This window comes from Streptomyces sp. NPDC017676 (assembly GCF_044329325.1).
Taxonomy (GTDB): domain Bacteria; phylum Actinomycetota; class Actinomycetes; order Streptomycetales; family Streptomycetaceae; genus Streptomyces.
Window position 1 is genome coordinate 1 of the sequence record NZ_JBIRJA010000015.1, and the last position, 26,031, is coordinate 26,031.

A 26,031-nucleotide genomic window follows, 5' to 3' on the forward strand; every position below is an offset into this window, starting at 1 on the left:
GGCCCCGCGGGGGGCCCCCGGGCGCCCCGTAGTGGGGGGGGGGGGGGGGGGGGGGCGGGGGGGGGGGGGGGGGGGCCGGGGGGGGGGCCCCCCCCGGGGGGGGGGGGGGGGGCCCCCCGCGCCTTGCGTATCCTCGCTACGTGCTTCTCTCAGACAAGGACATCCGGGCCGAGATCGACGCCGGGCGGGTACGGATCGATCCCTACGACGAAACCATGGTGCAGCCGTCGAGCATCGACGTCCGGCTGGACCGGTACTTCCGGGTGTTCGAGAACCACCGGTACCCCCACATCGACCCCTCCGTCGAGCAGGCCGATCTGACCCGGCTGGTGGAGCCGGAGGGCGATGAGCCGTTCATCCTGCACCCCGGGGAGTTCGTGCTCGCCTCCACGTACGAGGTGATCACGCTTCCCGACGATCTCGCCTCCCGGCTGGAGGGGAAGAGCTCGCTCGGGCGGCTGGGGCTGGTCACGCACTCGACCGCGGGGTTCATCGACCCCGGGTTCAGCGGGCACGTCACCCTGGAGCTGTCCAACCTCGCCACGCTCCCCATCAAGCTGTGGCCGGGGATGAAGATCGGGCAGCTCTGCATGTTCCGGCTGACCTCGCCCGCCGAGCACCCGTACGGCAGTGAGCGCTACGGCTCCCGGTACCAGGGGCAGCGCGGGCCGACCGCCTCGCGGTCCTACCTCAATTTCCATCGGACCCAGGTGTGAGGGCGACGACAGCATGAGCAGCGCAGACGTGCGGGAGAACCTGACCTACGAGCGGTTCGGGACCGCCATCCGCGAGCTGGCGCAGACCATCGCCGACGACGGGTACGAGCCCGACATCGTGCTCAGCATCGCCCGGGGCGGGGTCTTCGTCGCGGGCGGGCTCGCCTACGCTCTCGACTGCAAGAACATCCACCTCGTGAACGTGGAGTTCTACACCGGTGTGGGGACGACCCTCGAAATGCCGGTCATGCTCGCGCCCGTCCCCAACGTGATCGACTTCTCCGACAAGAAGGTGCTGATCACCGACGACGTCGCCGACACCGGCAAGACCCTGAAGCTGGTCCGCGACTTCTGCCTCGACACCGTCGCCGAGGTGCGCTCCGCCGTGATCTACGAGAAGTCCCACTCCCTCGTGAAGTGCGAGTACGTGTGGAAGCGGACCGACGACTGGATCAACTTCCCGTGGAGTGTGGAGCCGCCGGTCGTGAAGCGGGCGGGGCAGGTTCTGGACGCCTGAGAAACCCCGGTCACATACGGAAGGCCCCCGGCCGCACGCCGGGGGCCTTCCGCGTGGGCGAAGCGTCAGAACGTGCCCAGCTTCACGATCGACAGCAGCGCGATCAGCTGGATCGCCGACGCTCCGAGCGCCCTCGGCCACGGCAGGTCGTGGGAGCGGGACACCATCAGGGTCAGCAGGGCGCCCGCGCCGACCCAGGTGGCCCAGCCGAGGAGCTGGACGAAGCCGGCGTCGCCGCCGAAGAACATGGCGACGATCAGGCGGGGCGCGTCCGTGAGGGCCGTGATCAGCATGGACAGGCCCACCGTGGGCTGCCAGGCGCCGTCGCCGCCGAGCTGGCGGGCCAGGGTGTGGGTGACCACGCCCAGGACGAACAGGCCGAGCACCATCACGACCGCCGTGATCAGCACGATCGGCACCGCGTTGGACAGGGTCGCGCTGATCGCGTCCTGGCGGGCGCCGTCGAAGCCGAAGACCGCGAGCAGGCCGTAGAGGAAGGTCACGACGAGGGCGGGCGTCCACATCGTGTAGTCCCGCATGCGCAGGAAGGTGTCGTTCGGGGACAGGACGATCCCCTTCAGCAGTTCCTTCCAGTGCAGGGGCGGTCCGAGCGGCGCGGCGGGCGCGGCGGCGGAGCCCGCCTGGTAGGTCGCGCCCTGGGTGTAGCCGGCGGCCTCGTCGACCGAGAAGGCCTGGGTGTGGCCCGGGTTGTTGGCAGCGTAGGGGTCGTGCGCGCCGGGACCGGGGCCCGGGTGGTGGCCGCCGTCGCCGAAGTACTCCGGCCCGTCGTCCGCCGGCCCCGGGTACCCGTACGGCTGCTGTCCCTGCCGCTGGTACGGCGGCTGCGGCGCCGACGGGTAGCCGTACGAGGGGCCGGACGGGCCCGGCCGGCCGTGCGGCGGCTGACCGTACGACGGTCCCCCGGGCTGTGCCGGGCCGTGCCCGCGCCCGTGTCCGTGCCCGTACGACGGCCCCTGCGGCGCCTGCTGTCCTTGGGGGGTGCGGTTGTCCCGGCCCCCGCGTCCGATCCTGAATCCAGCCACGTCAACGAACGTACCTGGTCCTGAGGGCCGATGTGCCGGGCCCGGCGGTCCGGGCCCGGCTTTGCGGCCGACCTGTGACATCCCCTAAGGGGGCGTCAGGGGGGCGGTTCAGGGTCTTCCCCGGGTTCCCCCCGGGCAGCCCTCAGGTGGTGCCGGACGGTGTCAGTTGTTGAGGACCGAGCCGTACCGCGGGGTGCCCGCCGTGGAGACCCCGGTGGCCGACGGGCCGAAGGAGAGCGCCCCGGCCGTCGTCGGTCCGGCGGAGGCACCGCGCAGTGACCAGACCGCGCCGTCGCCCGCGTTCTCGCCCGGGCCCGCCACGGTCAGCTCGGCGCGGTGGTCACCGGAGTGGTCGGCGAGCAGGACCCGTGCGCCGAAGCGGTCGCCCTTCTCGGCGGTGCCGGGGACGCCCGCGGTGTTCTGGGTGTACGACACCGCGCCCTTGGCCGTCAGTCCGCGGGCGGTGCCGCGGAGGACGGTGACCGATCCGGCGCCGGAGTCCTCGCCGGACGCGCCGATCGCCAGGTCCTTGTACCCGTCCCCGTCCACGTCGCCCAGGAAGACGCTGCTGCCGAACGCGTCGCCGGTCTCGGCCGCGCCCGGCACGCCCGGGGTGTCCTGGCCGAGGACCAGCGGGGCGCGGGAGCTGTCCTCGCCGCCCGGTCCGCCGTAGACCACGGTGACCTTGCCGCCCTTGCCTCCCGCCGGGTCGGCGGAGGTCTCGGCCGGATTGCCGATGGCGATGTCGGCGTACCCGTCCTTGTCGATGTCGCCGATCGCCGAGACCGTGCCGGCGGGCAGCTCCTGCCACCAGTCGGTGTAGTTGGCGATGGACGGGTCGGTCACCAGGTGGGTGACGGCGGCACCGGTGCGGGGCTGGCGGCCGTGCACCACCAGGCTGGTGGACCAGGCGGGGGAGATCCGCCCGGCGGACACGGAGGTGACGCCGTACGACGGGGAGTAGGGGGCGGGGAAGCCCGCGCCCGAGCTGCCCCGGAAGGAGCCGGACCGGGTGACGGGGCCGTCGACGAAGCTCAGGACGCAGGAGCCGGTGGAACCGATCACGACATCGAGGTCACCGTCACCGTCGAGGTCGCCCACGGCCAGTGCCTGCCCGGACCGGTCCGTCTCCTCCTTCAAGTAGTTGGTGACCGTACGGGCCCCCGAGAGGCCGGACTTGGCGCCCCAGACGACGACCACCGTGCCGCCGTTGGTGTCGCCGTCGACGTCCTCCCCGGGCGCGCCGATCAGCAGGTCGGCGTAGCCGTCCTTGTTCAGGTCGGCGGAGGCGACGGCGCTGCCGAAGGCGTCGCCCGCCTCGGCGGCGCCGGGGACGCCGGCCGTGTTCTGGGTGATCAGGGTGCGGGTGGCCGTCTTCAGCCCGGTGGAGCTGCCGTAGACCACCGAGACGGCACCCGCCTTGGACCGGCCGCCCACGGTCGCGTCGGGGGCGCCGATCGCGAGGTCGGCGCGGCCGTCGCCGTTGAAGTCGTACGGGGCGGCGGCCGTGGCCGCGTGGGCGGCGGGCACGGTCAGGGCGAGCGGGGCCAGCGCGCCGGCGAGGACGACGGCGAGGAGGCGTGTACGCATGGAGTTCCCTCGGGAAGGCCTGGGGCGGGGGGACGTCACTGGGCGATGGCCCACGCGAAGTCCCCCATGCCCTGCACGGAGACGTCGCGGGCGCCGATGAACTTGGCGTAGTCGGTGGTCAGGCCGGAGGCGGTGCCGCGCAGGACGGTGACGGCGCCGTAGCCGTTCTCGCCGCCCGCGCCGACGACCAGGTCGGCCTTGCCGTTCTTGTTGATGTCGATCAGCCGCACGGACTGGCCGAACTGGTCCCATGCCTCGGAGCCGCCGGGCACGCCCTCGGTGTCCTGCGTCCAGGTCTTCGCACCCTTGGTGGTCAGGCCCGAGGCGGAGCCGAACAGGACCGTCACCGCGCCGGCCTCGCCGACCTTGCCCAAATCCTCGCCGGGCGCGCCGACCGCGACATCGGCGTAGCCGTCGCCGTTGATGTCGCCGGTGCTGACCGACGCGCCGAACATGTCGTCGGTCTCGCCGGTCCCGGGTGCCCCCGCGGTGTCCTGGTGGATGACGGTCGGGGTCTGGGCGGGGTCGGGGCCGTTCGGGCCGCCGTACCAGACGGTGATCTGGCCGCCCTTGTGGCCGGTCTTCTTGTACGCGGTGGGGTCCGTGGGGTCGCCGAGGACCACGTCGCCGTAGCCGTCGCCGTTGACGTCACCGATCGAGCCGAGCTGACCGTCGGCCTTCGGCAGGTCCCTCATGACGTGCTTGGAGCCGTTCCAGGTGAAGTACCTGATGTCGCCGCCCTCGTCGCCGTCGACGAGGAAGGGGTAGATGCGCTCGGCGGCGCGGTCGTGGTTCAGGTCGCCCGCGACCACGTTGGTCGCGCCGCCCAGTTCGCCGACGCCGAGGTTGTTCGCCGGGGTGCCGGTGCGGGTGAAGGGGCCCCGGTACAGGCGGATGTGGTTGCGGCCGGCGAGGGTGACGTCGAGCTTGCCGTCGCCGTCGAAGTCGGCGACGGCGACGCCGGTGGCGAAGTTGGCCCACTCGGACAGGGTGGACGGCTGGGGCACCAGGGCGCCGCCGGACAGGCCGGACTTGCCGCCCCACAGGATGGTGGCGCTGCCCACGGAGTCCCGGTCGCCGATGCTCTCGCCCGGGGCGCCCACGACGAGGTCGGAGTAGCCGTCGCCGTCGAGGTCCCCGGCGGCCAGGCTCTGGCCGAAGAGGTCCCCCGCCTCGGCGCTGCCCGGGACACCGGTGGAGTTCTGCGTGATCAGGGTGCGCTTGGCGGCGGAGACGCCCGAGGACGAGCCGTAGAGGACGACGACCGCACCGGCCTGCTGCGCCGAGCCGACCTGGTGGCCGGCGGCGCTCAGGGCGAGGTCCAGGTAGCCGTCGCCGTTGAAGTCGCCGGCCAGACGGGAGGGCGCGGCGGAGGCGGGGGTGACGGGCAGGGCGGTCAGCAGGCCGGTGGTCAGGGTGGCGGCCAGCAGGAGGACGCGCTTGCGCAAGGCGGGGCTCCGGGTGGAAGGAGGCCGGGCCCGCGACGCGCGGGCCCGGCCGGGGATGAGCGGGACGAGGGCTGGGTCAGTCGGCGAAGAGGGCGCCGAACTGCGGGGTGCCCGAGGTGGAGACGCCGGCGGTGCCGGCACCGATGAAGCGGCTGCCGGTGGTGGTGATCTTCGTACCGCTGGACGGCAGGTAGGTGAGGGCACCGTCGCCGCTGTCCTCGTACGCGCCGATCACCAGGTCGGCCTTGCCGTCACCGGTGACGTCGTCGAGCTTGACGTCGGCGCCGAAGAGGTCGTTCTTCTCGTTGCCGCCGGGGACACCGGTGGTGTTCTGGTTGAAGGACTGGGTGGCGGTGGCGGTGTTCACGCCGGACTTCGAGCCGTACAGGACGGTGACCGCGCCGGTGTCGGTGACGCCGTCGATGTCCTCCAGCGGGGCGCTGACCACGAGGTCCTGGTAGCCGTCGCCGTTGATGTCACCGAGGTCGAGGTCCCAGCCGAAGGAGTCGCCCTTCTCCGAGGTGCCGGGGACGCTTCCGGTGTTCTGGTTGATGCCGGTGGTGCCGGCCGGGCCGGAGGCGGAACCGTAGGTGACGTTCACCCGGCCGCCGTTGGAGGCGTCCGGGACCGGGATGCCGTCCTCGGTGGTGGCGTCCCAGCCGGCACCGCTGACGATGTCGCCGAAGCCGTCGCCGTTGATGTCACCGATCGCCGTGATGATGCCGGGCTTGAGGGCCTTGGCGGAGGAGCCGCTCAGACCGCTCGCGGTGCCGGGCAGCCAGTAGTTGGTGTTCCAGCCGTACTGCGTGGAGGTCTCGTAGCCGTCGACCACGAGGTCGGTGCGGCCGTCGCCGTTGACGTCACCGGCGGTCAGGCTGAGCGGACCGTACGGGTAGTCGTTGCTGCCGGTCAGGATGGGCGGCTTGACGGTGGTGATGCTGCCGGCGGTGCCGGAGCTGCTGATGCCGCCCTTGTAGAGGTAGAGGGTGGCGGCGGAGCTGCCGACGACCAGGTCGGTCTTGCCGTCGCCGTCGAAGTCGCCGGCGGCGAGGTCCTTGCCCCAGTAGTCGTGCGAGGAGGCGGCCGGGTCGACCAGGTGGGCGGACTTGCCGGTCAGGCCGCTCTTGGAGCCGTACAGGATGACGAGGTCGCCGCCGTTGGTGTCGGTGCCGACCTTCTCGAACGGCGAGGCGACGGCGAGGTCGTCGTAGCCGTCGGCGTTGAAGTCGCCGTAGGCCGTCTCCCGGCCGAAGCCGTCGCCGGCCTCGGCGGTGCCGGGGACGCCGGTGGTGTCCTGGCTGATGACGGTGCGCTTGGCGGAGGAGACGCCGGTGGCCGTGCCGTACAGCACGACGATCTGGCCGGCGTCCTTGCGGCCGTTGACGTAGGCGCCGGCCGCCGAGGTGGCGACGTCACCGATGCCGTCGCCGTTGAAGTCGGCCTTCGCCACCTTCACGGAGTCGGCGGCGGTCGCGGGCGAGGCGGCGAAGGTGAGCAGACCGCCCGTCAGCGCGGCCGCGGTGGCCGTCGCGAGGGCGAGTCGGCGGTGCTTGTGCATGCGGTTTCTCCTACGGCATGCGGGGGATGCCTGGCGGGCATCCGCAGTCGATGGGGTGCGGTCTCCCCGTGTTCGACGCGAGTTGTCCCGCGGTTCACAGGAGGCCGGCGATCAGGAGACCTGTGCCGGGGCGTAAAGGTTGTACATGAGTTCGGTGATTTTTTCCGAGGCTGCTGTGACCGCCGGTGGGTGACCGGAAACCACCGCCGGTCCGGCCCCGCCCGCCCGGCTCCTCCGCCGCGCCGCGTCCCCGCGCCACGGCCTCTCGGCCCGGGCGTCCCACCGGGTGAGGCCAGGGGCACGCCGGCCGCCCTGCCGGCTGAACGGGCCACGCGGGTACGGCGGTCAGCCGCCGGACGTGTGCGGCGCCAGGTCGTTCCGCCGGCACCGTCGAAGCCGCCGCACACCGGCCTGGTCCGGCCGGCCGTCGCCGTGGTGGGCGCGGGCGTCGGCCGACGATGACGCGTTCGCCTGGCGGCGGCACCCCCGCCCCGGCCGTGTTGTGGGTCAGGATGGTGCCATGAGCGTAGTGAAGATCAACGTGCTGACCGTTCCCGCCGAGCAGCGGGAGGTCCTGGAGAAGCGGTTCGCCTCACGGGCCCACGCCGTGGAGAACTCCGACGGCTTCGAGTGGTTCGAGCTGCTGCGGCCCGTCGAGGGCACCGACCAGTACCTCGTGTACACGCGCTGGCGTGACGAGGAGTCCTTCCAGGCGTGGATGGAGGGGCCGATGAAGTCCGCGCACCAGGGTGGCGGCGAGGGCGGCGAGCGCCCGAAGCCGGCGGCCTCCGGCTCGACCCTGTGGTCCTTCGAGGTGGTGCAGCAGGCCGCGCCCAAGAACGCCTAGCGGACGCGCGGGCCGGGCCCGGAAACGCGTGGCGGACACGGCGGGCCGGGCCCGGGAGCGCCTGATGGACACGCGGGCCGCGCCCAAGAATGCCTGGCCGAGACGCGGGCCGCGCCCGGAAACGCGTGGCGGACACGGCGGGCCGGGCCCGGGAGCGCCTGGCGGACACGCGGGCCGCGCCCAAGAACGCCTGGCCGAGACGCGGGCCGCGCCCGGAAACGCGTGGCGGACACGGCGGGCCGGGCCCGGGAGCGCCTTGCGGACACGCGGGCCGCGCCCAAGAACGCCTGGCGGACGCGCGGGCCCGGCCCGGGAGCGTCTGGCGGACGCGACGGCGCCCCCTGCCTGTGCGGGTCAGGGGGCGCCGTCGGCTTCCGGGGGCCGTTACTTCACCGGCTCCGGCTCCGGCTCGCTCTCCGCCTCGGTCTCGCCCGCCGGGTCGGCCGGCGTCTTGACGGAGTCGAGCAGCAGCTGGGCGACGTCCACGACCTGGATGGACTCCTTGGCCTTGCCGTCGTTCTTCTTGCCGTTGACCGAGTCGGTCAGCATGACGAGGCAGAACGGGCAGGCGGTGGAGACGATGTCGGGGTTGAGGGACAGGGCCTCGTCGACGCGCTCGTTGTTGATGCGCTTGCCGATCCGCTCCTCCATCCACATCCGCGCGCCGCCGGCGCCGCAGCAGAAGCCGCGCTCCTTGTGCCGGTGCATCTCCTCGTTGCGCAGGCCCGGGACCTTGCCGATGATCTCGCGCGGGGGCGTGTAGATCTTGTTGTGCCGGCCCAGGTAGCACGGGTCGTGGTACGTGATGATGCCCTCGACCGGGGTGACCGGGACCAGCTTGCCCTCGTCCACCAGGTGCTGGAGCAGCTGGGTGTGGTGGATGACCTCGTAGTCGCCGCCGAGCTGCGGGTACTCGTTGCCGATCGTGTTGAGGCAGTGCGGGCAGGTGGCGACGATCTTCTTCGCGGACTTCGGCTTCTTCGACTCGGGCGTGATGTTGCCCTCGTCGTCCATCTCCTCGCCGAACGCCATGTTCAGCGCGGCCACGTTCTCCATGCCGAGCTCCTGGAACAGGGGCTCGTTGCCCAGGCGGCGGGCGGAGTCACCGGTGCACTTCTCGTCGCCGCCCATGATCGCGAACTTCACGCCCGCGATGTGCAGCAGCTCGGCGAAGGCCTTGGTGGTCTTCTTGGCGCGGTCCTCCAGGGCGCCGGCGCAGCCGACCCAGTACAGGTACTCGACCTCGGTGAGGTCCTCGATGTCCTTGCCGACGACCGGGACCTCGAAGTCGACCTCCTTGGTCCACTCCAGGCGCTGCTTCTTGGCCAGGCCCCAGGGGTTGCCCTTCTTCTCCAGGTTCTTGAGCATCGTGCCCGCCTCGGACGGGAACGCGGACTCGATCATGACCTGGTAGCGGCGCATGTCGACGATGTGGTCGACGTGCTCGATGTCCACCGGGCACTGCTCGACGCAGGCGCCGCAGGTGGTGCAGGACCACAGGACGTCCGGGTCGATGACGCCGTTCTCCTCGGCGGTGCCGATCAGCGGGCGCTCGGCCTCGGCCAGGGCGGCGGCCGGGACGTCCTTGAGCTGGTCCTCGGACGCCTTCTCCTCGCCCTCCATCGTCTTGCCGCCGCCGGCCAGCAGGTACGGCGCCTTGGCGTGCGCGTGGTCCCGCAGCGACATGATCAGCAGCTTCGGGGAGAGCGGCTTGCCGGTGTTCCAGGCGGGGCACTGCGACTGGCAGCGGCCGCACTCGGTGCAGGTGGAGAAGTCCAGCAGGCCCTTCCAGGAGAACTGCTCGACCTGGGAGACGCCGAAGACGTCGTCGTCGCCGGGGTCGGTGAAGTCGATCGGCTTGCCGCCGGACGTCATCGGCAGCAGGGCGCCGAGCGAGGTCTCGCCGGTGGCGTTGCGCTTGAACCAGATGTTCGGGAACGCCAGGAAGCGGTGCCAGGCCACGCCCATGTCGGTCTTCAGGGCGACCGTGATCATCCAGATGAAGGAGGTCGCGATCTTCAGGCCGGCGAAGAAGTAGGTGAGGTTCTGGAGCGTGGAGACGTCCATGCCCCCCAGCCACTTCACGACCGGGTACGAGATGAAGAACGAGGCCTCGTAGCCGTCCACGTGGTGCTGGGCGCCTTCGAGGGCGTGCAGCATGAAGATGCAGACGCCGACGATGAGGATGACGGCCTCGACGAAGTACGCCTGGCCGAAGTTGGAGCCGGCGAAGCGGGACTTGCGGCCCGGCTTGCGCGGGTGGCTGAGCTGGCGGATGACGATCAGGGCGAGGATGCCGATCACCGTCATGGTGCCGATGAACTCGACGTAGACGTTGTACGGCGCCCAGTCGCCGAGGACCGGCAGCAGCCAGTCCGCCTTGAACAGCTGCCCGAACGCGTTGACGATCGTCAGCAGCAGGGTGAAGAAGCCCACCGCCACGAACCAGTGCGCCACGCCGACGATGCCCCAGCGGTTCATCCGCGTGTGGCCGAGGAACTCCTTGACCACGGTGAGGGTGCGCTGTGTGGGATCGTTGGTCCGCGTGCCGGCCGGCACCGGCTGGCCCAGCCGCATGAAGTTGTAGATCTGCAGGAGGGCGCGGCCGAACAGTGCCACGCCGACCACGATCAGGACCAGCGACACGATGATCGCGGCGAGTTGCATTGGGGCTCCTGAGGCGGCCTCGGTCGACACGAGCTGTCTGAGCTGATCGACATTACTAAGCGGTAACTTATGTAGTCCGTCTGAGACTACCCCCATCTTCCGCCGGGATGCAGCAGAGCGCGGGGTGATCTGGGTCGCCGCCAGCCAATCGGATCGTGTTATTCGTACCGAATTGATACTTTCGCCCCTACCTTAGAGCCGTGCTCTACGGGATCGCCGCCGCCACCGCAGCCCTTCTCTTCACCGCCGTGCTCGCGGCGGCGCTCCGGCTGCCCGCCCGGAGGGCCGGGATCCTGGACCGGCGCCGGCAGCGGCCCCTGCCCCTCCTCGGCGGACTCGCGGTCGTGGTCGTCACCTGCCTGGTCGCCGGAACGGGTGAGTGGACCCGGGTCGCCCCGCTCGGGGACGGGGTCGGACGGCTGCTCATGGCGGCCGCCGCCGTCGCCGGGCTGGGCCTGGTGGCCGACGTGTGGCGGCTCCGCGCGCGCGTGCTCGTCACCGGGACGGCCGTGGCGGCGGTCTGCGTGGTGCCGTACGACGAGACGGGCGTGCCGGGCGGGCTGCTGGCCATCGGCTGGATCGTCCTCGCCACCCTCGCCTTCAAGGGCCTCGACCACGCCGACGGGCTGGCCGGGACGGTCGGGGTGGTCACCGCCTTCGGCGCCGGGGCCTGTGCCGCCGCCGAAGTGATGGACGGGCTCGCCGTGCTGCTGAGCGTGGTCGCCGCCGCGCTCACCGGCTTCCTGATGCACAACTGGCATCCCGCACGGGTCGGGCTCGGCGCCTGCGGCTCGCTGTTCACCGGGTTCGTGCTGTCGTCGGCGGTGGTCTTCACGCGCGCGGGGTACGACATCGGGCCGAGCGCGGCGGTGGTGTTCTGCCTCGGTGCCGTGGCCGTCGCCGACGCCCTCCTCGTGGTCCTCGCCCGGGGGGTGGCCCGGCGCCCGCTGCTGCGGCGCGGCCCCGACCACCTCGCCCACCGGCTGCGGCGGCTCGGGCTCGCCCCGCAGGCGTCGGTGGTGCTGCTGGGGGCCGGGGCCTTCTCCTCGGTGCTCGTGGGGGTGCTCGTGCACACCGGCTGGACGGGGGACTCGGCCGTGCTCTGGGTGGCCGGCGGGGTGGCGTTCGCCGTTCTCGTCCTCCTTTTGATTCCCGCTCCGCAGGGCCGCCGCCCGCCATCGACACAGGTCAGCGGGCACTTGCGTGTAAGGAACGGATAAGACTTGAGTCTGACTGGCTCAGGTCTGTTGACCCAGCGGGTCTCCTCGTGCACACTTGAGCCTGTTCCACTCAAGTCAGCTGGAGGAATCAACCATGGCACGTGCGGTCGGCATCGACCTGGGCACGACTAACTCCGTCGTCAGCGTTCTGGAGGGCGGCGAGCCCACCGTCATCACCAACGCCGAGGGTGCCCGGACCACGCCGTCCGTCGTCGCCTTCGCCAAGAACGGCGAGGTGCTCGTCGGCGAGGTCGCCAAGCGCCAGGCGGTCACGAACGTGGACCGGACCATCCGCTCGGTGAAGCGCCACATGGGCACCGACTGGAAGATCCAGCTCGACGGCAAGGACTTCAACCCGCAGCAGATCTCCGCGTTCATCCTGCAGAAGCTGAAGCGAGACGCCGAGGCCTACCTGGGCGAGAAGGTCACGGACGCGGTCATCACCGTCCCGGCCTACTTCAACGACTCCGAGCGCCAGGCCACCAAGGAGGCCGGTGAGATCGCCGGTCTGAACGTCCTGCGCATCGTCAACGAGCCCACCGCGGCCGCGCTCGCCTACGGCCTCGACAAGGACGACCAGACGATCCTCGTCTTCGACCTCGGTGGCGGCACCTTCGACGTGTCCCTCCTGGAGATCGGCGACGGCGTCGTCGAGGTGAAGGCCACCAACGGTGACAACCACCTCGGTGGTGACGACTGGGACCAGCGCGTCGTCGACTACCTGGTCAAGCAGTTCCAGTCCGGCCACGGCGTGGACCTGTCCAAGGACAAGATGGCCCTCCAGCGCCTGCGCGAGGCGGCGGAGAAGGCCAAGATCGAGCTGTCCTCCTCGACCGAGACCTCGATCAACCTGCCGTACATCACCGCGTCCGCCGAGGGCCCGCTGCACCTGGACGAGAAGCTCACCCGCGCTCAGTTCCAGCAGCTGACGGCCGACCTGCTGGAGCGCTGCAAGACGCCGTTCCACAACGTCATCAAGGACGCCGGCATCTCCATCAACGAGATCGACCACGTCGTGCTCGTCGGTGGCTCCACCCGTATGCCCGCGGTCGCCGAGCTCGTCAAGGAGCTGACCGGCGGCAAGGAGGCCAACAAGGGTGTGAACCCGGACGAGGTCGTCGCCATCGGCGCCTCGCTCCAGGCCGGTGTCCTCAAGGGCGAGGTCAAGGACGTCCTGCTGCTCGACGTCACCCCGCTGTCCCTCGGTATCGAGACCAAGGGCGGCATCATGACCAAGCTGATCGAGCGCAACACCACGATCCCGACCAAGCGCTCCGAGATCTTCACCACGGCCGAGGACAACCAGCCGTCGGTGCAGATCCAGGTCTACCAGGGCGAGCGCGAGATCGCGGCCTACAACAAGAAGCTCGGCATGTTCGAGCTGACCGGTCTGCCGCCGGCGCCGCGTGGCGTCCCGCAGATCGAGGTCTCCTTCGACATCGACGCCAACGGCATCATGCACGTCACGGCGAAGGACCTCGGCACCGGCAAGGAGCAGAAGATGACCGTCACCGGCGGCTCCTCGCTCCCGAAGGAAGAGGTCGACCGCATGCGCGAGGAGGCCGAGCGCTACGCGGAGGAGGACCACAAGCGCCGCGAGGCCGCCGAGGCCCGCAACCAGGGCGAGCAGCTCGTCTACCAGACCGAGAAGTTCCTCAAGGACAACGAGGACAAGGTCCCCGGTGAGATCAAGACCGAGGTCGAGGCCGCGGTCGGCGAGCTGAAGGAAGCCCTCAAGGGCGAGGACACCGCCGAGATCCGCTCCGCCACCGAGAAGGTCGCCGCCGTCTCGCAGAAGCTGGGCCAGGCGCTGTACGCCGACGCCCAGGGCGCGCAGGCCGCGGGCGGCCCCGAGGGCGCGACCGCCGGTGGCGCCAAGGCCGCCGACGACGACGTGGTGGACGCCGAGATCGTGGACGACGAGCGCAAGGACGGTGCCGCGTAATGACGGAGGAGACCCCGGGCTTCGAGGAGAAGCCCGACGTCCCCTCCGGCGCCACCTCCGACGACGCCGAGCCGAAGGCCGCCCCCGAGGAGGGGGCGGCCCCGGCCGGGGACGGACACGCAGAGAACGCCGGTCTGGTCGCCCAGCTGGACCAGGTGCGCACGGCGCTGAACGAGCGCACGGCGGACCTCCAGCGGCTCCAGGCCGAGTACCAGAACTACCGCCGCCGGGTCGAGCGCGACCGGATCGCGGTCAAGGAGATCGCGATCGCGAACCTCCTGACCGAGCTCCTGCCCGTGCTCGACGACATCGGCCGCGCACGGGAACACGGTGAGTTGGTCGGCGGCTTCAAGTCGGTGGCCGAGTCGCTGGAGACCGTCGCCGCCAAGATGGGCCTCCAGCAGTTCGGCAAGGAGGGCGAGCCCTTCGACCCGACGATCCACGAGGCGCTGATGCACAGTTACGCGCCGGACGTCACCGAGACGACCTGCGTGGCGATCCTGCAACCCGGGTATCGCATCGGCGAGCGCACCATCCGCCCCGCGCGGGTGGCCGTCGCCGAGCCGCAGCCCGGCGCGCAGACCGTCAAGGCCGAGGGCGCCGAGGAGTCGCCGGCGGCCGACGACAAGGAGAACGGTGGCCCGGACGAGGGCTGACGTGAACACTGACGGGAAGGAGGGGCGTCGAGGATGAGCACCAAGGACTTCATCGAGAAGGACTACTACAAGGTCCTCGGCGTCCCGAAGGACGCCACCGAGGCCGAGATCAAGAAGGCGTACCGGAAGCTCGCCCGCGAGTTCCACCCGGACGCCAACAAGGGCAACGCCAAGGCGGAGGAGCGCTTCAAGGAGATCTCCGAGGCGAACGACGTCCTCGGCGACCCCAAGAAGCGCAAGGAGTACGACGAGGCGCGCGCGCTCTTCGGCAACGGCGGCTTCCGCCCCGGGCCGGGCGCGGCCGGCGGCTCCTTCAACTTCGACCTGGGCGACCTCTTCGGAGGCGCCGCCCAGGGCGGAGGCTTCGGTGGCGGACTCGGTGACGTCTTCGGGGGCCTGTTCAACCGCGGCGGCGCCGCGGGCACGCGGACCCAGCCCCGGCGCGGCCAGGACATCGAGTCCGAGGTCACGCTGAGCTTCACGGAGGCCATCGAGGGGGCCACGGTTCCCCTGCGGATGTCCTCCCAGGCGCCCTGCAAGGCCTGCTCGGGCACCGGCGACAAGAACGGCACACCGCGCGTGTGCCCGACCTGCGTCGGCACCGGCCAGGTCGCCCGGGGTTCCGGTGGCGGCTTCTCGCTCACCGACCCCTGCCCCGACTGCAAGGGCCGCGGCCTGATCGCCGAGCACCCCTGCCTGGAGTGCAAGGGCAGCGGGCGCGCCAAGTCGTCCCGCACGATGCAGGTCCGCATCCCGGCGGGCGTCACCGACGGGCAGCGGATCCGGCTGCGCGGCAAGGGCGCGCCCGGCGAGCGGGGCGGTCCGGCCGGCGACCTGTACGTGGTCGTCCATGTCGGCGAGCACCCGGTGTTCGGACGCAAGGGCGACAACCTCACCGTCACGGTGCCGGTGACGTATCCCGAGGCGGCTCTCGGCGGCGAGGTGCGGGTGCCGACCCTCGGCGGTCCGCCCGTCACCCTGAAACTGCCGCCCGGCACGCCCAACGGCCGTACCATGCGCGCGCGGGGCAAGGGCGCGGTCCGCAAGGACGGCACCCGCGGCGACCTCCTGGTCACCGTCGAGGTGCGTGTCCCCACGGACCTGTCGGGGAAGGCTCGTGACGCACTGGAGGCGTATCGCGAGGCGACCGCGGGCGAGGACCCGCGGGCGGAGCTGTTCGAGGCCGCGAAGGGAGCTTGAGAGTGATGGACGGCCGTCGACGCGGTGACAATTTTCGTGGGCCGTATGAACTGACCGAGGAGACCCCGGTCTACGTCATCTCGGTGGCGGCCCAGCTCTCCGGACTCCACCCGCAGACGCTGCGCCAGTACGACCGCCTGGGCCTGGTCTCGCCCGACCGCACCGCCGGCCGGGGCCGCCGCTACTCGGCCCGTGACATCGAACTGCTCCGCCAGGTGCAGCAGTTGTCACAGGACGAGGGCATCAACCTGGCCGGAATCAAGCGGATCATCGAACTGGAGAACCAGGTCACCGCGCTCCAGCACCGCGTCGCGGAGCTGGAGGCGGCCCTGGACGGCGCTGCGGCCGCGATGCAGCAGCGCGAGGCGGCCGTGCACGCCTCCTACCGGCGCGACCTGGTGCCGTACCAGGAGGTCCAGCAGACCAGCGCGTTGGTGGTGTGGCGGCCGAAGCGGCAGCAGCAGGACTGACGCGCACAGGCGCACACGAAGAGGGGCCCGGATTCCGGGCCCCTCTTCGTGTCCCCGCACGCCTGGTGGGGAATCTCCCTGGTTGTGCGGGTCTTTGCCGTTCCCATGAACTCCCTTGGCGTGGACGGTCCGTAAAGGGCCTTTGAAGGGGGTTTCGCATGACCTCCACAGGTACAGCGGAGCGTGCTGTTGCGCACTCGTTAAGTGATTCTTCTTGACGCCGGGTGCGGCCTGCGCGTTGTCTTTTCAGACACCTGGGCCGTATAGCAACGCCCACGTCCGGAACGCACCTGAAGTGAGCCCTCGCATGCGCCGTATCGCCATATCCGTGGCCGCGTCCACGATGACCCTCTCGCTCGCCGGCTGTGGCGTGCTGAACGTGACGGGGGACGGCGCGAGTGCGAGCCCGACCAAGGGCAACGACATCACGGTGGGCCTGCTGCTACCGGAGAAGGCGAACACCCGCTACGACAAGTTCGACTACCCCATCATCCGGGACAAGGTGGCCGAACTCACCAAGAAGCAGGGCAAGGTGGAGTACGCCAACGCCGACGCGAGCCCGGCCCGGCAGTCCGAGCAGATGCAGAACATGATCGACGGCAAGGTCGACGTCATCCTGGTCGACGCGGTGGACGCCCACGCCATCGCCGGCGAGGTGAAGAAGGCCAAGGACGCGGGCATTCCGGTCATCGCCTACGACCGTCTCGCCGAGGGCCCGATCGACGCCTACATCTCCTTCGACAACGAACTCGTCGGCGAGGTGCAGGGCCGCTCCCTGCTGGAGGCCCTGGGTCCGGACGTCGACACCTCCGACAAGATCGTCATGATGAACGGCTCGCCCACCGACCCGAACGCCAAGCAGTTCAAGGAGGGCGCGCTCTCCGAGCTGAACGGCAAGGTGGACATCGCGGAGAGCTTCGACACCGTCAAGTGGAAGCCGGAGAACGCCGAGGCCAACATGGCCAGGGCCATCGCGAAGATCGGCAAGGACAACATCGCCGGTGTCTACTCCGCCAACGACGGCATGGCGGGCGGCATCATCAAGGCCCTGAAGGCGGCCGGTGTCACCAAGCTGCCCCCGATCACCGGTCAGGACGCCGAACTGGACGCCGTGCAGCGGGTGCTGGCGGACGAGCAGTACATGAGCGTCTTCAAGTCCTACCCGGACGAGGCCGAGGCCGCCGCGCAGATGGCCGTCACCAAGCTCCAGGGCAAGGACATCCAGTTCGACGCCCTCACCCAGGACCGGGTGGACAGCCCCACCACCAAGGACATTCCGGCCAAGCTGGTCCAGGTGACCGCGCTGACCAAGCACACCGTCAAGGACACGGTCGTCGCGGACGGCATCTACACGGTCGATGACATCTGCACCGCCAAGTACAAGGCGGCCTGCGCGTCGGCCGGCCTGAAGTAGGAGCCCCGCGTTCCACCCCCGGCCGGCCGCGGTGCGCGGCGCGGACCGGTGCCGGAACCCGGACACAGCGGCATTTTCCGGTGACCGCCGTGGAGGGAGCCGTGTTGCGGACCCGGTTCGGCGCCGCGCATAGTTGCGCCACGGAAGTGGCAGCACACCGGGGGTGGAATGGGCGATGGCCGGGCGCGGGGCGGAGGAGCATCCTCACGGTGCCGACCGGCTGTGTGCAGCCGGGGATCGGGTGTACTCCCGTGCCGTGCGCCGGGGGCGGGTGCCGCGCACGGACGCCGAACCGGTGCCCTGCCTGCTGGAGCTCGCCCTGCTGCACCCCGACCCGGACGACATGGACTGGCTGGTGCCGACCTCCCCGCAGGAGGTCATGACCCGGCTGCTGCGCGGGGTCTACGACGAGGTCAGCGCGAGCCAGCGGCGGGTGGGCTCGGCGGTGGCCGCGTTCGAGTGGTACGCGGGCCTGGGGAGGCAGCTGAACGCGCTGGCGGCGCCGGCCGAGGGCAGCGCCATCCGGGTCTTGGACGGGCTCTCCCGCATCCAGGCCGCGATGGACGAGGCGACCGAGGCGTGCACCACCGAGGTGCTCACCGTGCAGCCCGGCGGCATCCGGCGGGAGGCGGAACTCTCCGAGGGCCTGCACCGGGCGCTGGCGCTGCGCGGCCGGGGCGTGCGGATGCGGGACCTGTACACGCATGTGGCCCGGCACGGCCAGGGCCTGCTCAACTACCTTGAGCTGATGGGCGACGCGGTGGAGGCGCGCACCCTGGACGAGGTCATCGACCGGCTCATCCTCTTCGACCGCACGGTGGCGTTCATCCCCGCCAACACCGACCGCACGATGGCCCTGGAGCTGCGCCACCCGGCCCTGATCGCCTACCTGGTGACGGTCTTCGAACGGCTGTGGCGCCTGGCGATCCCGCTCACGGCCCCGCTCCCCGACACCGGCATCGAGGGCATCTCGCACCGCGAGCAGTCCATCGCCGCGCTGCTCGCCGAGGGCCACCAGGACGCGGTCATCGCCGAACGCCTGGGCATCAGCGTGCGCACCTGCCGGGCCCACATCGCCCGTCTGTCGGAGACCCTGGGCGCGGCCAGCCGTACCCAACTGGGCGTCCGCATCGCCCAGGTCGGCCTCGACGGGCACCGCCCGCCCCTGCCGACCACCGCCCTCGCCGGTCCGGAGCAGGAACCCCCGGCCGTGCGCTGAGCCTCGGTGGTCCCGCGCCTCAGTGCTCCCGGTCGAGTATGCCGGACTGGGCGATGAGATAGCCGAGTTGCGCGCGGCTGCCGCTGCCGAGGGCCTGGGCCAGCTTGGCGATGTGGGCCCGGCAGGTGCGCACGTTCATGCCGAGACGGCGGGCGATGGCCTCGTCGACGTGGCCCTCGACCAGGAGCTTGGCGATGGAGTGCTGGATGTCCGTGATGCCGTCCGGGGCCGTCTCGTAGGGGGCGCCGGTGCTCAGCGGCACGGCACGGGCCCACATGAACTCGAACACCTTGATCAGGTAGCGCACCAGGCCGGGGTGGCGGAGTTCCAGGGCGACCTGGCGGTCGTCGCGCACCGGGATGAAGGCGACGGTCTCGTCGCAGATGATGAGCCGCTCCACCAGTTCGTCGATGGTGCGGTACTCCACCTTGCCGACGGAGAACTGGGCCACGTACCCGAGGGTCTCGGGGCTGTAGCGGGCGGTGTGCTGGTACAGGGTCCGGATGCGCACGCCGCGTTCGAGGAGGGGGCGGTCGCGTTCCAGGCCCTGGAGGAGGGTGTGCTCCAGCCGGCGGCTGGTCGGCTGTACGGTCAGCACCTCGGAGCGGCACTCGGCCGTCGCAGCGTCGAGGGCCGCGTTGATGCGGTCCAGGCCCTCCAGCACCGAGATGGCGTGGGTGGAGGCGGTGTCCTGGGCGCTGAGCGCCATGAACGGTTCGAAGACCTCGGTCAGTTCGATCGACAGCCGCCTGCGGTCGGAGATCTCGCGCTCGATCGGATTGAGCCGCTGGGCCAGGGCGACGGACGGCGGGGTGGGGCGCAGCCAGTTGGCGTCGTCCGGATCCGGTTGCAGGAGGGCGAACTCCATGAGGCAGGGAGCGGCTTCCGCCTCCGCGCGGGCTATCCGCCCCACGCGCAGCGCCTTGGCGTAAAGGCCGCTACCCTCCTCGCAGAGTTCGGTCATGGCATGGGGATGTGACGCTTTGGTCCGATTTGATGGCAAATCTCCACCCCCCAGGGTCCTGAACATGCAGGAACATGATGCACCGATCGTGTGGCCATGACGTGCCCAAATGAGACATCGTCTTGTTCGACGGGGGAAGAGGGGACCTTCAAGTGAGGACGAAGCCGAATATGCGCAACAAATTGCTTCGGTCGATGCTTGCCGTCGCCTTCTCCACCGTTGTGGCCATTGGCGCGCTGAGTGGCCTCTCCGGTGCGAAGCGTGACGTCGCGGGCGATACGACCTGGGGAGTGGCTCCCCGGACAGTCGCTGTGAGTGACGGCAGCACCGGGACGGCTCATTCCGATGGTGTGGACGACACCACCTGGGGCTGACTGATGACTACTCCACCCGACGACCGGTCCTTCCGTCGCGAAATGGCCACCGCCTACCGCTCCGGCTGGCACTTCATCGACCTGGTCACGGCCATCCCGCACAGTGGTGACTCGCTGATGGTCACCGTGTTCGGTGAGCCGGTCGTCGTCACGCGGGACGAGGACGGAGATGTGCGGGCTTACCGGTGCCTGCGCAAGCCGCGTGGCGCGCCCCAGCCGGTGCGCTGTGCCATCCGGTACGGAATGATCTTTGTGAACCTGGACCAGCGGGACCACCGGCTGTCCGAGCCGGCGCCGTCCGACGTGCGAACCATCTCGGCCACCCCCCGCAGTGCCTGACGCGATTCCCCCGTCGTAACAGATCGCTCAGGTGCTTCCCCCCCGCAGCGGCGTCACCGTGACCTGAACACGGTGACGCCGCTGCAGTTTGCGGGGACATTTCGGGGTATGGGCGTACTCCACGGTGGCCGGAAACCGCCGGGTGCCGGGCGCGCTCAGCCACGCCCCAGCACCCGCTCCACCTCGATCTCGATCACCACCCGGGACGGGTTCGGCGAGGGCGTCCGCTCGTACCGCTCCGCGTACCGCCGCTCCGCCTCCGCGACCCGCTCCGGCTCGGTACGCACCCGCGCCCGCCCCTCCAGCGTCGCCCAGCGCCGGCCGTCCACCTGGCACACCGCCACCCGGGCCCCCTCGGCCCCGGCCGCGCGCACATGGGCCACCTTCGTGCTGGTCCTGTTGGTGATCACCCGGGCCAGTCCCGCCGCGGCGTCGTAGGTCACCCCCACCGGCACCACGTGCGGGCTGCCGTCGGGGCGGAGGGTCGTCAGGGTGCACAGATGCCGTTCGCGCCAGAAGGCGAGATACGGCTCGTCCGGGGCAGCCGGATCCTGGGAGTACGAGGCCATGCCGTGCAACCTAACCGACACCCCCGGGACCCGTGCGCGACCGGCCTTGAGTGGAATAGACTCAACTTTGTGCACGTTGACCGAGGCAGGACCGTCGGGTAGGAGGAGAACGCACACGTGGACGCCGAGCTGACCAACAGGAGCCGGGACGCGATCAACGCGGCGAGCAATCGTGCCCTCACCGAGGGGCACCCGGATCTCACCCCCGCCCACCTGCTGCTGGCTCTGCTCCAGGGGCAGGACAACGAGAACATCACCGACCTGCTCGCGGCCGTCGAGGCCGACCAGGCCGCCGTACGCTCCGGCGCGGAGCGCATCCTCGCCGGTCTGCCCAGCGTGACCGGGTCCACCGTCGCGCCTCCGCAGCCGAACCGCGAGATGCTGGCCGTGATCGCGGACGCCACCGAGCGCGCCAAGGCGCTCGGCGACGAGTATCTGTCCACCGAGCACATGCTCATCGGCATCGCCGCGAAGGGCGGTGCCGCCGGGGACGTGCTCAAGGGGCAGGGTGCCGACGCCAAGAAACTGCAGGAGGCCTTCCAGAAGGCCAGGGGAGGACGCCGCGTGACCACCGCCGACCCGGAGGGCCAGTACAAGGCCCTGGAGAAGTTCGGCACCGACTTCACCGCCGCCGCCCGCGAGGGCCGGCTCGACCCGGTCATCGGGCGGGACCAGGAGATCCGGCGGGTCGTGCAGGTGCTGAGCCGCCGTACGAAGAACAACCCCGTCCTCATCGGCGAGCCGGGAGTCGGCAAGACCGCCGTGGTCGAGGGCCTCGCCCAGCGCATCGTGAAGGGCGACGTGCCCGAGTCGCTGAAGGACAAGCGGCTGGTCGCGCTCGACCTCGGCGCGATGGTGGCCGGTGCCAAGTACCGCGGCGAGTTCGAGGAGCGCCTCAAGGCCGTCCTGTCGGAGATCAAGGAGTCCGACGGGCAGATCATCACGTTCATCGACGAGCTGCACACCGTCGTGGGCGCCGGTGCCGGCGGCGACTCCGCCATGGACGCGGGCAACATGCTGAAGCCGATGCTCGCGCGCGGTGAGCTGCGCATGATCGGCGCGACCACGCTGGACGAGTACCGCGAGCGGATCGAGAAGGACCCGGCGCTGGAGCGCCGCTTCCAGCAGGTCTTCGTCGGCGAGCCGAGCGTCGAGGACACCATCGCGATCCTGCGCGGGCTCAAGGGCCGCTACGAGGCCCACCACAAGGTGCAGATCAACGACTCCGCGCTGGTGGCCGCCGCGACCCTGTCCGACCGGTACATCACCTCCCGCTTCCTGCCGGACAAGGCCATCGACCTCGTCGACGAGGCGGCCTCCCGGCTGCGCATGGAGATCGACTCCTCGCCCGTGGAGATCGACGAGCTCCAGCGCTCCGTCGACCGGCTGCGGATGGAGGAGCTGGCCCTCAGCAAGGAGACCGACCCGGCCTCCGTCGCCCGCCTGGAGAAGCTGCGCCGCGACCTCGCCGACAGGGAGGAGGAGCTGCGCGGCCTGACCGCCCGCTGGGAGAAGGAGAAGCAGTCCCTCAACCGGGTCGGTGAGCTCAAGGAGCGCCTGGACGACCTGCGCGGACAGGCCGAACGAGCCCAGCGCGACGGCGACTTCGACACCGCGGCCAAGCTGCTGTACGGCGAGATCCCGCAGCTGGAGAAGGAGCTGGAGGCCGCCTCCGCCGCCGAGGAGGAGGTCGCCAAGGACACCATGGTCAAGGAGGAGGTCGGCTCCGACGACATCGCCGACGTCGTCGCCGCCTGGACCGGCATCCCCGCCGGGCGCCTGCTGGAGGGCGAGACGCAGAAGCTGCTGCGCATGGAGGAGGAGATCGGCAAGCGGCTCATCGGCCAGAGCGAGGCCGTACGGGCCGTGTCGGACGCCGTGCGCCGCTCGCGGGCCGGGATCGCCGACCCCGACCGGCCCACCGGGTCCTTCCTCTTCCTCGGCCCGACCGGTGTCGGCAAGACCGAACTGGCCAAGGCGCTCGCGGACTTCCTCTTCGACGACGAGCGGGCCATGGTCCGCATCGACATGTCGGAGTACGGCGAGAAGCACAGCGTGGCCCGGCTGGTCGGCGCGCCCCCCGGGTACGTCGGCTACGAGGAGGGCGGCCAGCTCACCGAGGCCGTGCGCCGGCGCCCGTACAGCGTGATCCTGCTGGACGAGGTGGAGAAGGCCCACCCGGAGGTCTTCGACATCCTGCTCCAGGTGCTGGACGACGGCCGGCTGACGGACGGCCAGGGTCGCACGGTCGACTTCCGCAACACCATCCTGGTCCTCACCTCCAACCTGGGCAGCCACTTCCTGATGGACCCGCTGACCACCGAGGAGCAGAAGAAGGAGCAGGTGCTGGAGACCGTCCGGAGCTCCTTCAAGCCGGAGTTCCTCAACCGGCTGGACGACCTGGTGGTCTTCTCGGCGCTCACCAAGCCCGAGCTGGAGCGGATCGCGGGGCTCCAGATCGACCGGCTGGCCAAGCGGCTGGCCGAGCGGCGGCTCACCCTGGACGTCACCCCGGACGCGCTGGCCTGGCTGGCGGAGGAGGGCCTGGACCCGGCCTACGGTGCCCGGCCGCTGCGCCGGCTGGTGCAGAGCGCCATCGGCGACCGGCTCGCCAAGGAGATCCTGTCCGGCGAGGTCAAGGACGGCGACACGGTCCGCGTGGACCGCTTCGGCGAGGGCCTGCTGGTCGGCCCGGCGACCGGGAAGACCCTCTAGCGGACATGCCGGCTGTCAGCTGTCGGCTGACCGGCGGGTCGGGGGTTGCCATCCCCCGACCCGCCGGTGGGAGGATGGCCGCATCCGCATGAAGGGAAAATCACGGTGAGCATCGACCCGTCCTCGATTCCGAACTTCGGGGGCCAGCCCGAACCGCAGCCCCAAGGACCGGTTGGCCCCGTCCTCCCGGATCAGGACCTGGTGAAGCAGCTTCTCGACCAGATGGAGCTGAAGTACGTCGTCGACGAGGAGGGTGACCTCGCCGCGCCGTGGGAGCAGTTCCGCACCTACTTCATGTTCCGGGGAGAGGCCGAGCAGGCGATCTTCTCGGTGCGGACCTTCTACGACCGGCCCCACAAGATCGACGAGAAGCCGCAGCTGCTGGAGTCCATCGACGACTGGAACCGCCGCACCCTGTGGCCCAAGGTGTACACCCACACCCATGACGACGGCACCGTCCGCCTGATCGGCGAGGCCCAGATGCTGATCGGCACGGGCGTCGACATCAACCACTTCGTCTCCTCCACGGTGAGCTGGGTGCGCGCCGCGATCGAGTTCGACAAGTGGCTGGTCGAGCAGCTCGGCCTGGAGCAGGAGGTCAACGACTCCGAGACGCCGGAGGACGACGGGGAGTAACCGCCCCCGGACCGGCCGGTCCGGGGGCCTCCCGCCCCCGGACCGGCCTCCTCGCGCTCACATGCGCCGCAGCCGCTCCGCCGCCTCGCGCAGGACGTCCTCCCGCTTGCAGAAGGCGAACCGCACGAACGGCGCCCCCGCCTCCCGGTCGTCGTAGAAGACCGCGTTCGGGACGGCCACCACGCCGGCACGCTCCGGCAGCGCGCGGCAGAAGGCGAAGCCGTCCTTCTCGCCCAGGGGCCGGATGTCGGTGGTGATGAAGTACGTCCCGGCCGGCCGGAACACCTCGAAGCCCGCCGCCGTCAGCCCCTCCGCCAGGATCTCCCGGCGCGCCAGCATGCCCCGCCGGAACTCCTCGAACCAGGAGTCGGGCAGCGCGAGAGCCTCGGCCACCGCGTACTGGAAGGGGCCCGAGGAGACGTACGTCAGGAACTGCTTCACCGCGCGGACCGCGCTCACCAGCTCCGGCGTGGCCGTCACCCAGCCGACCTTCCAGCCGGTGAACGAGAAGGTCTTGCCGGCCGAACCGATGCTGACCGTGCGCTCGCGCATCCCGGGGAACGTGGCCAGCGGCAGGTGTTCGGCGCCGTCGAAGACCAGGTGCTCGTAGACCTCGTCGGTCACCACCAGCAGGTCCCGTTCCACCGCCAGCCCGGCGATCGCGGCCAGCTCCGCGCGCGTGAGGACGGTGCCGGTGGGGTTGTGCGGGGTGTTGATCAGCAGCAGCCGGGTGCGGTCGGTGACCGCCGCGCGCAGTTCGTCCAGGTCCAGCCGGAAGCCGCCCTCGTGCGGGCGCAGGGTGACCGGCACCCGCGTGCCGCCCGCCATCGCGATGTCCGCCGCGTACGAGTCGTAGTACGGCTCCAGCGCCACCACCTCGTCCCCCGGCTCGACCAGCGCCAGCAGCGCGGCCGCGATGGCCTCGGTCGCGCCCGCCGTGACCAGCACCTCGGTGTCGGGGTCGTAGGACAGGCCGTAGCGGCGCAGCTGGTGCGCGGCGATCGCGGTACGCAGCTCGGGGATGCCGGGGCCGGGCGGGTACTGGTTGCCGCGGCCGTCGCGCAGCGCCCGCACGGCGGCCTCCCGGATCTCCTCGGGCCCGTCGGTGTCGGGGAAGCCCTGGCCCAGGTTGATCGACCCGGTCGCCACGGCGAGCGCCGACATCTCGGCGAAGATCGTCGTCCCGAACGCGGCGAGCCGGCGGTTGAGGTGGGGGCGTGCGCTGGAGGTCATGCCCGTCATCCTGCGCTCAAGCTCTGGAGTTCCTCAACTCTGCTTTGCGGTCCGGCGCGGCCGGGCATCCCCCGGTCACCGCGGTAGGACGCGGCAACGGCGAGGCGCCCACGGGGGGCCGCTTCGGGGGAACGGAAGGAGGGTGACGCCATGACCTTCGGCATCATCCTGGCGGTGGCCGCGGTTCTGGTCGTCGCGGTGGCGGCGGGCCGTGGCCGCCGTCACCGGCGCGGCGGAGTGCCGCTCGGCAAGGGCGGCCGACGGAACCGGTCGTACCGCGCGTCGGCGTCGTCGTCGGCCGCGGGCTACGCGGGTGGGAGCACCAACAGCTGGTGGGCCGGCGGCGGCGACTCCGGCTCGTCGGGCGGGCACGGGGGACACCACGGGGGGCACGGGGGTCACTCCTCCTGTGGTGGCCATTCGTCCTGCGGCGGAAGCTCGTCCTGCGGTGGTGGCTCCTCCTGCGGCGGGGGTTCGTCGTGCGGCGGCGGGGGCGGATGCGGCGGAGGCGGCTGACACGGGGCAGCCGAGCTTCCGGAGCAGGGGGATCCGCATCCGGGCCGCACACGGCCGGGCGGCCGCCGGGGGAGACCTCCCGGCGGGCGCTCGGCCGCGTCCGTTTCCCGCGCCCGGCGCACGCCGTGGTTGAACAGTTGAGCTGTGGAGCCCTCTGAGGGATGGAAAGCCCACG

The 26,031-nt window shown here is 70.9% G+C and carries 22 protein-coding genes; 14 read left to right on the forward strand and 8 right to left on the reverse strand.

Annotated features, from left to right (window positions below):
• Positions 1–140: 140 nt before the first annotated feature.
• Complete coding sequence (gene dcd, locus ACH4LD_RS29425) at positions 141–716, forward strand: dCTP deaminase (protein WP_103814803.1); 576 nt, start codon at positions 141–143, stop codon at positions 714–716.
• A 13-nt stretch (positions 717–729) separates the two neighbouring features.
• Entirely contained in the window at positions 730–1,233 is a 504-nt protein-coding gene (locus tag ACH4LD_RS29430) for a phosphoribosyltransferase (protein ID WP_132784696.1), read from the forward strand.
• Positions 1,234–1,298: 65 nt separating this feature from the next.
• On the opposite strand, the gene ACH4LD_RS29435 is transcribed toward ACH4LD_RS29430, so the two are convergent.
• The 4 genes from ACH4LD_RS29435 to ACH4LD_RS29450 form a co-directional block, all read right to left on the reverse strand.
• Complete coding sequence (locus ACH4LD_RS29435; RefSeq protein ID WP_398054723.1) at positions 1,299–2,357, reverse strand: YIP1 family protein; 1,059 nt, start codon at positions 2,355–2,357, stop codon at positions 1,299–1,301.
• Positions 2,358–2,438: 81 nt separating this feature from the next.
• Positions 2,439–3,866: an FG-GAP-like repeat-containing protein gene (locus tag ACH4LD_RS29440; RefSeq protein WP_398054722.1), complete on the reverse strand. Its 1,428-nt coding sequence runs from the start codon at positions 3,864–3,866 to the stop codon at positions 2,439–2,441.
• A 35-nt stretch (positions 3,867–3,901) separates the two neighbouring features.
• The gene (locus ACH4LD_RS29445; protein ID WP_398054721.1) at positions 3,902–5,314 is read right to left on the reverse strand and encodes an FG-GAP-like repeat-containing protein; all 1,413 of its coding nucleotides are present in this window, start codon (positions 5,312–5,314) and stop codon (positions 3,902–3,904) included.
• Positions 5,315–5,390: 76 nt separating this feature from the next.
• Entirely contained in the window at positions 5,391–6,872 is a 1,482-nt protein-coding gene (locus ACH4LD_RS29450; protein ID WP_398054720.1) for an FG-GAP and VCBS repeat-containing protein, read from the reverse strand.
• Between the two features lie 520 nt (positions 6,873–7,392).
• Between ACH4LD_RS29450 and ACH4LD_RS29455 the strand changes: the two genes are divergently transcribed.
• Complete coding sequence (locus ACH4LD_RS29455) at positions 7,393–7,719, forward strand: antibiotic biosynthesis monooxygenase (RefSeq protein WP_030648240.1); 327 nt, start codon at positions 7,393–7,395, stop codon at positions 7,717–7,719.
• Between the two features lie 384 nt (positions 7,720–8,103).
• On the opposite strand, the gene ACH4LD_RS29460 is transcribed toward ACH4LD_RS29455, so the two are convergent.
• Positions 8,104–10,386, reverse strand: coding sequence for a (Fe-S)-binding protein (locus ACH4LD_RS29460; RefSeq protein ID WP_398054719.1), 2,283 nt, complete (start codon positions 10,384–10,386; stop codon positions 8,104–8,106).
• Positions 10,387–10,586: 200 nt separating this feature from the next.
• Here ACH4LD_RS29460 and ACH4LD_RS29465 point away from each other — a divergent pair, with 200 nt between their 5' ends.
• The 7 genes from ACH4LD_RS29465 to ACH4LD_RS29495 all read left to right on the forward strand — a co-directional run bounded on the left by ACH4LD_RS29465 (position 10,587) and on the right by ACH4LD_RS29495 (position 18,510).
• Positions 10,587–11,606 carry an MraY family glycosyltransferase gene (locus ACH4LD_RS29465; RefSeq protein WP_398054718.1) on the forward strand — a complete coding sequence of 340 codons (1,020 nt, stop codon included), beginning with the start codon at positions 10,587–10,589 and terminating at the stop codon, positions 11,604–11,606.
• A 94-nt stretch (positions 11,607–11,700) separates the two neighbouring features.
• Entirely contained in the window at positions 11,701–13,551 is a 1,851-nt protein-coding gene (gene dnaK, locus ACH4LD_RS29470) for a molecular chaperone DnaK (protein ID WP_132784688.1), read from the forward strand.
• Entirely contained in the window at positions 13,551–14,207 is a 657-nt protein-coding gene (gene grpE, locus ACH4LD_RS29475) for a nucleotide exchange factor GrpE (RefSeq protein WP_398054717.1), read from the forward strand. Before dnaK ends, grpE begins: the two co-directional genes overlap by 1 nt.
• A 33-nt stretch (positions 14,208–14,240) precedes the next feature.
• The gene (gene dnaJ / locus ACH4LD_RS29480; RefSeq protein WP_103814790.1) at positions 14,241–15,407 is read left to right on the forward strand and encodes a molecular chaperone DnaJ; all 1,167 of its coding nucleotides are present in this window, start codon (positions 14,241–14,243) and stop codon (positions 15,405–15,407) included.
• Positions 15,408–15,412: 5 nt separating this feature from the next.
• Positions 15,413–15,877, forward strand: coding sequence for a heat shock protein transcriptional repressor HspR (locus ACH4LD_RS29485; protein ID WP_103814833.1), 465 nt, complete (start codon positions 15,413–15,415; stop codon positions 15,875–15,877).
• Positions 15,878–16,184: 307 nt separating this feature from the next.
• Positions 16,185–17,291 (forward strand): sugar ABC transporter substrate-binding protein, encoded by a 1,107-nt coding sequence (locus ACH4LD_RS29490; RefSeq protein WP_398054716.1) that lies wholly within the window; start codon positions 16,185–16,187, stop codon positions 17,289–17,291.
• 175 nt (positions 17,292–17,466) lie between these two features.
• Positions 17,467–18,510: a LuxR C-terminal-related transcriptional regulator gene (locus ACH4LD_RS29495; RefSeq protein ID WP_398054715.1), complete on the forward strand. Its 1,044-nt coding sequence runs from the start codon at positions 17,467–17,469 to the stop codon at positions 18,508–18,510.
• A 19-nt stretch (positions 18,511–18,529) separates the two neighbouring features.
• Here the strand turns inward: ACH4LD_RS29495 and ACH4LD_RS29500 are convergent, their stop codons facing one another.
• On the reverse strand, positions 18,530–19,474 hold the full coding sequence (locus ACH4LD_RS29500; protein WP_398054714.1) for a helix-turn-helix transcriptional regulator: 945 nt from the start codon (positions 19,472–19,474) through the stop codon (positions 18,530–18,532).
• A 170-nt stretch (positions 19,475–19,644) separates the two neighbouring features.
• Between ACH4LD_RS29500 and ACH4LD_RS29505 the strand changes: the two genes are divergently transcribed.
• Together ACH4LD_RS29505 and ACH4LD_RS29510 are read left to right on the forward strand one after the other, a co-directional pair.
• Positions 19,645–19,848, forward strand: a complete 204-nt coding sequence (locus tag ACH4LD_RS29505) for a hypothetical protein (RefSeq protein WP_103814782.1) — start codon at positions 19,645–19,647, stop codon at positions 19,846–19,848.
• A gap of 3 nt (positions 19,849–19,851) precedes the next feature.
• Positions 19,852–20,187, forward strand: coding sequence for a hypothetical protein (locus tag ACH4LD_RS29510; RefSeq protein WP_030648261.1), 336 nt, complete (start codon positions 19,852–19,854; stop codon positions 20,185–20,187).
• A 155-nt stretch (positions 20,188–20,342) separates the two neighbouring features.
• Here the strand turns inward: ACH4LD_RS29510 and ACH4LD_RS29515 are convergent, their stop codons facing one another.
• A complete protein-coding gene (locus tag ACH4LD_RS29515) occupies positions 20,343–20,756 on the reverse strand; it encodes a TIGR03618 family F420-dependent PPOX class oxidoreductase (protein WP_132784683.1) in 414 nt (137 codons plus the stop codon).
• Between the two features lie 117 nt (positions 20,757–20,873).
• Between ACH4LD_RS29515 and clpB the strand changes: the two genes are divergently transcribed.
• Both clpB and ACH4LD_RS29525 read left to right on the forward strand, forming a co-directional pair.
• Complete coding sequence (gene clpB / locus ACH4LD_RS29520) at positions 20,874–23,471, forward strand: ATP-dependent chaperone ClpB (protein ID WP_398054713.1); 2,598 nt, start codon at positions 20,874–20,876, stop codon at positions 23,469–23,471.
• A gap of 105 nt (positions 23,472–23,576) precedes the next feature.
• Positions 23,577–24,107, forward strand: a complete 531-nt coding sequence (locus tag ACH4LD_RS29525) for a YbjN domain-containing protein (RefSeq protein ID WP_103814776.1) — start codon at positions 23,577–23,579, stop codon at positions 24,105–24,107.
• Between the two features lie 57 nt (positions 24,108–24,164).
• Here ACH4LD_RS29525 and ACH4LD_RS29530 read toward each other — a convergent pair whose 3' ends face one another.
• On the reverse strand, positions 24,165–25,349 hold the full coding sequence (locus tag ACH4LD_RS29530; RefSeq protein WP_398054712.1) for a pyridoxal phosphate-dependent aminotransferase: 1,185 nt from the start codon (positions 25,347–25,349) through the stop codon (positions 24,165–24,167).
• Positions 25,350–26,031: the final 682 nt, after the last annotated feature.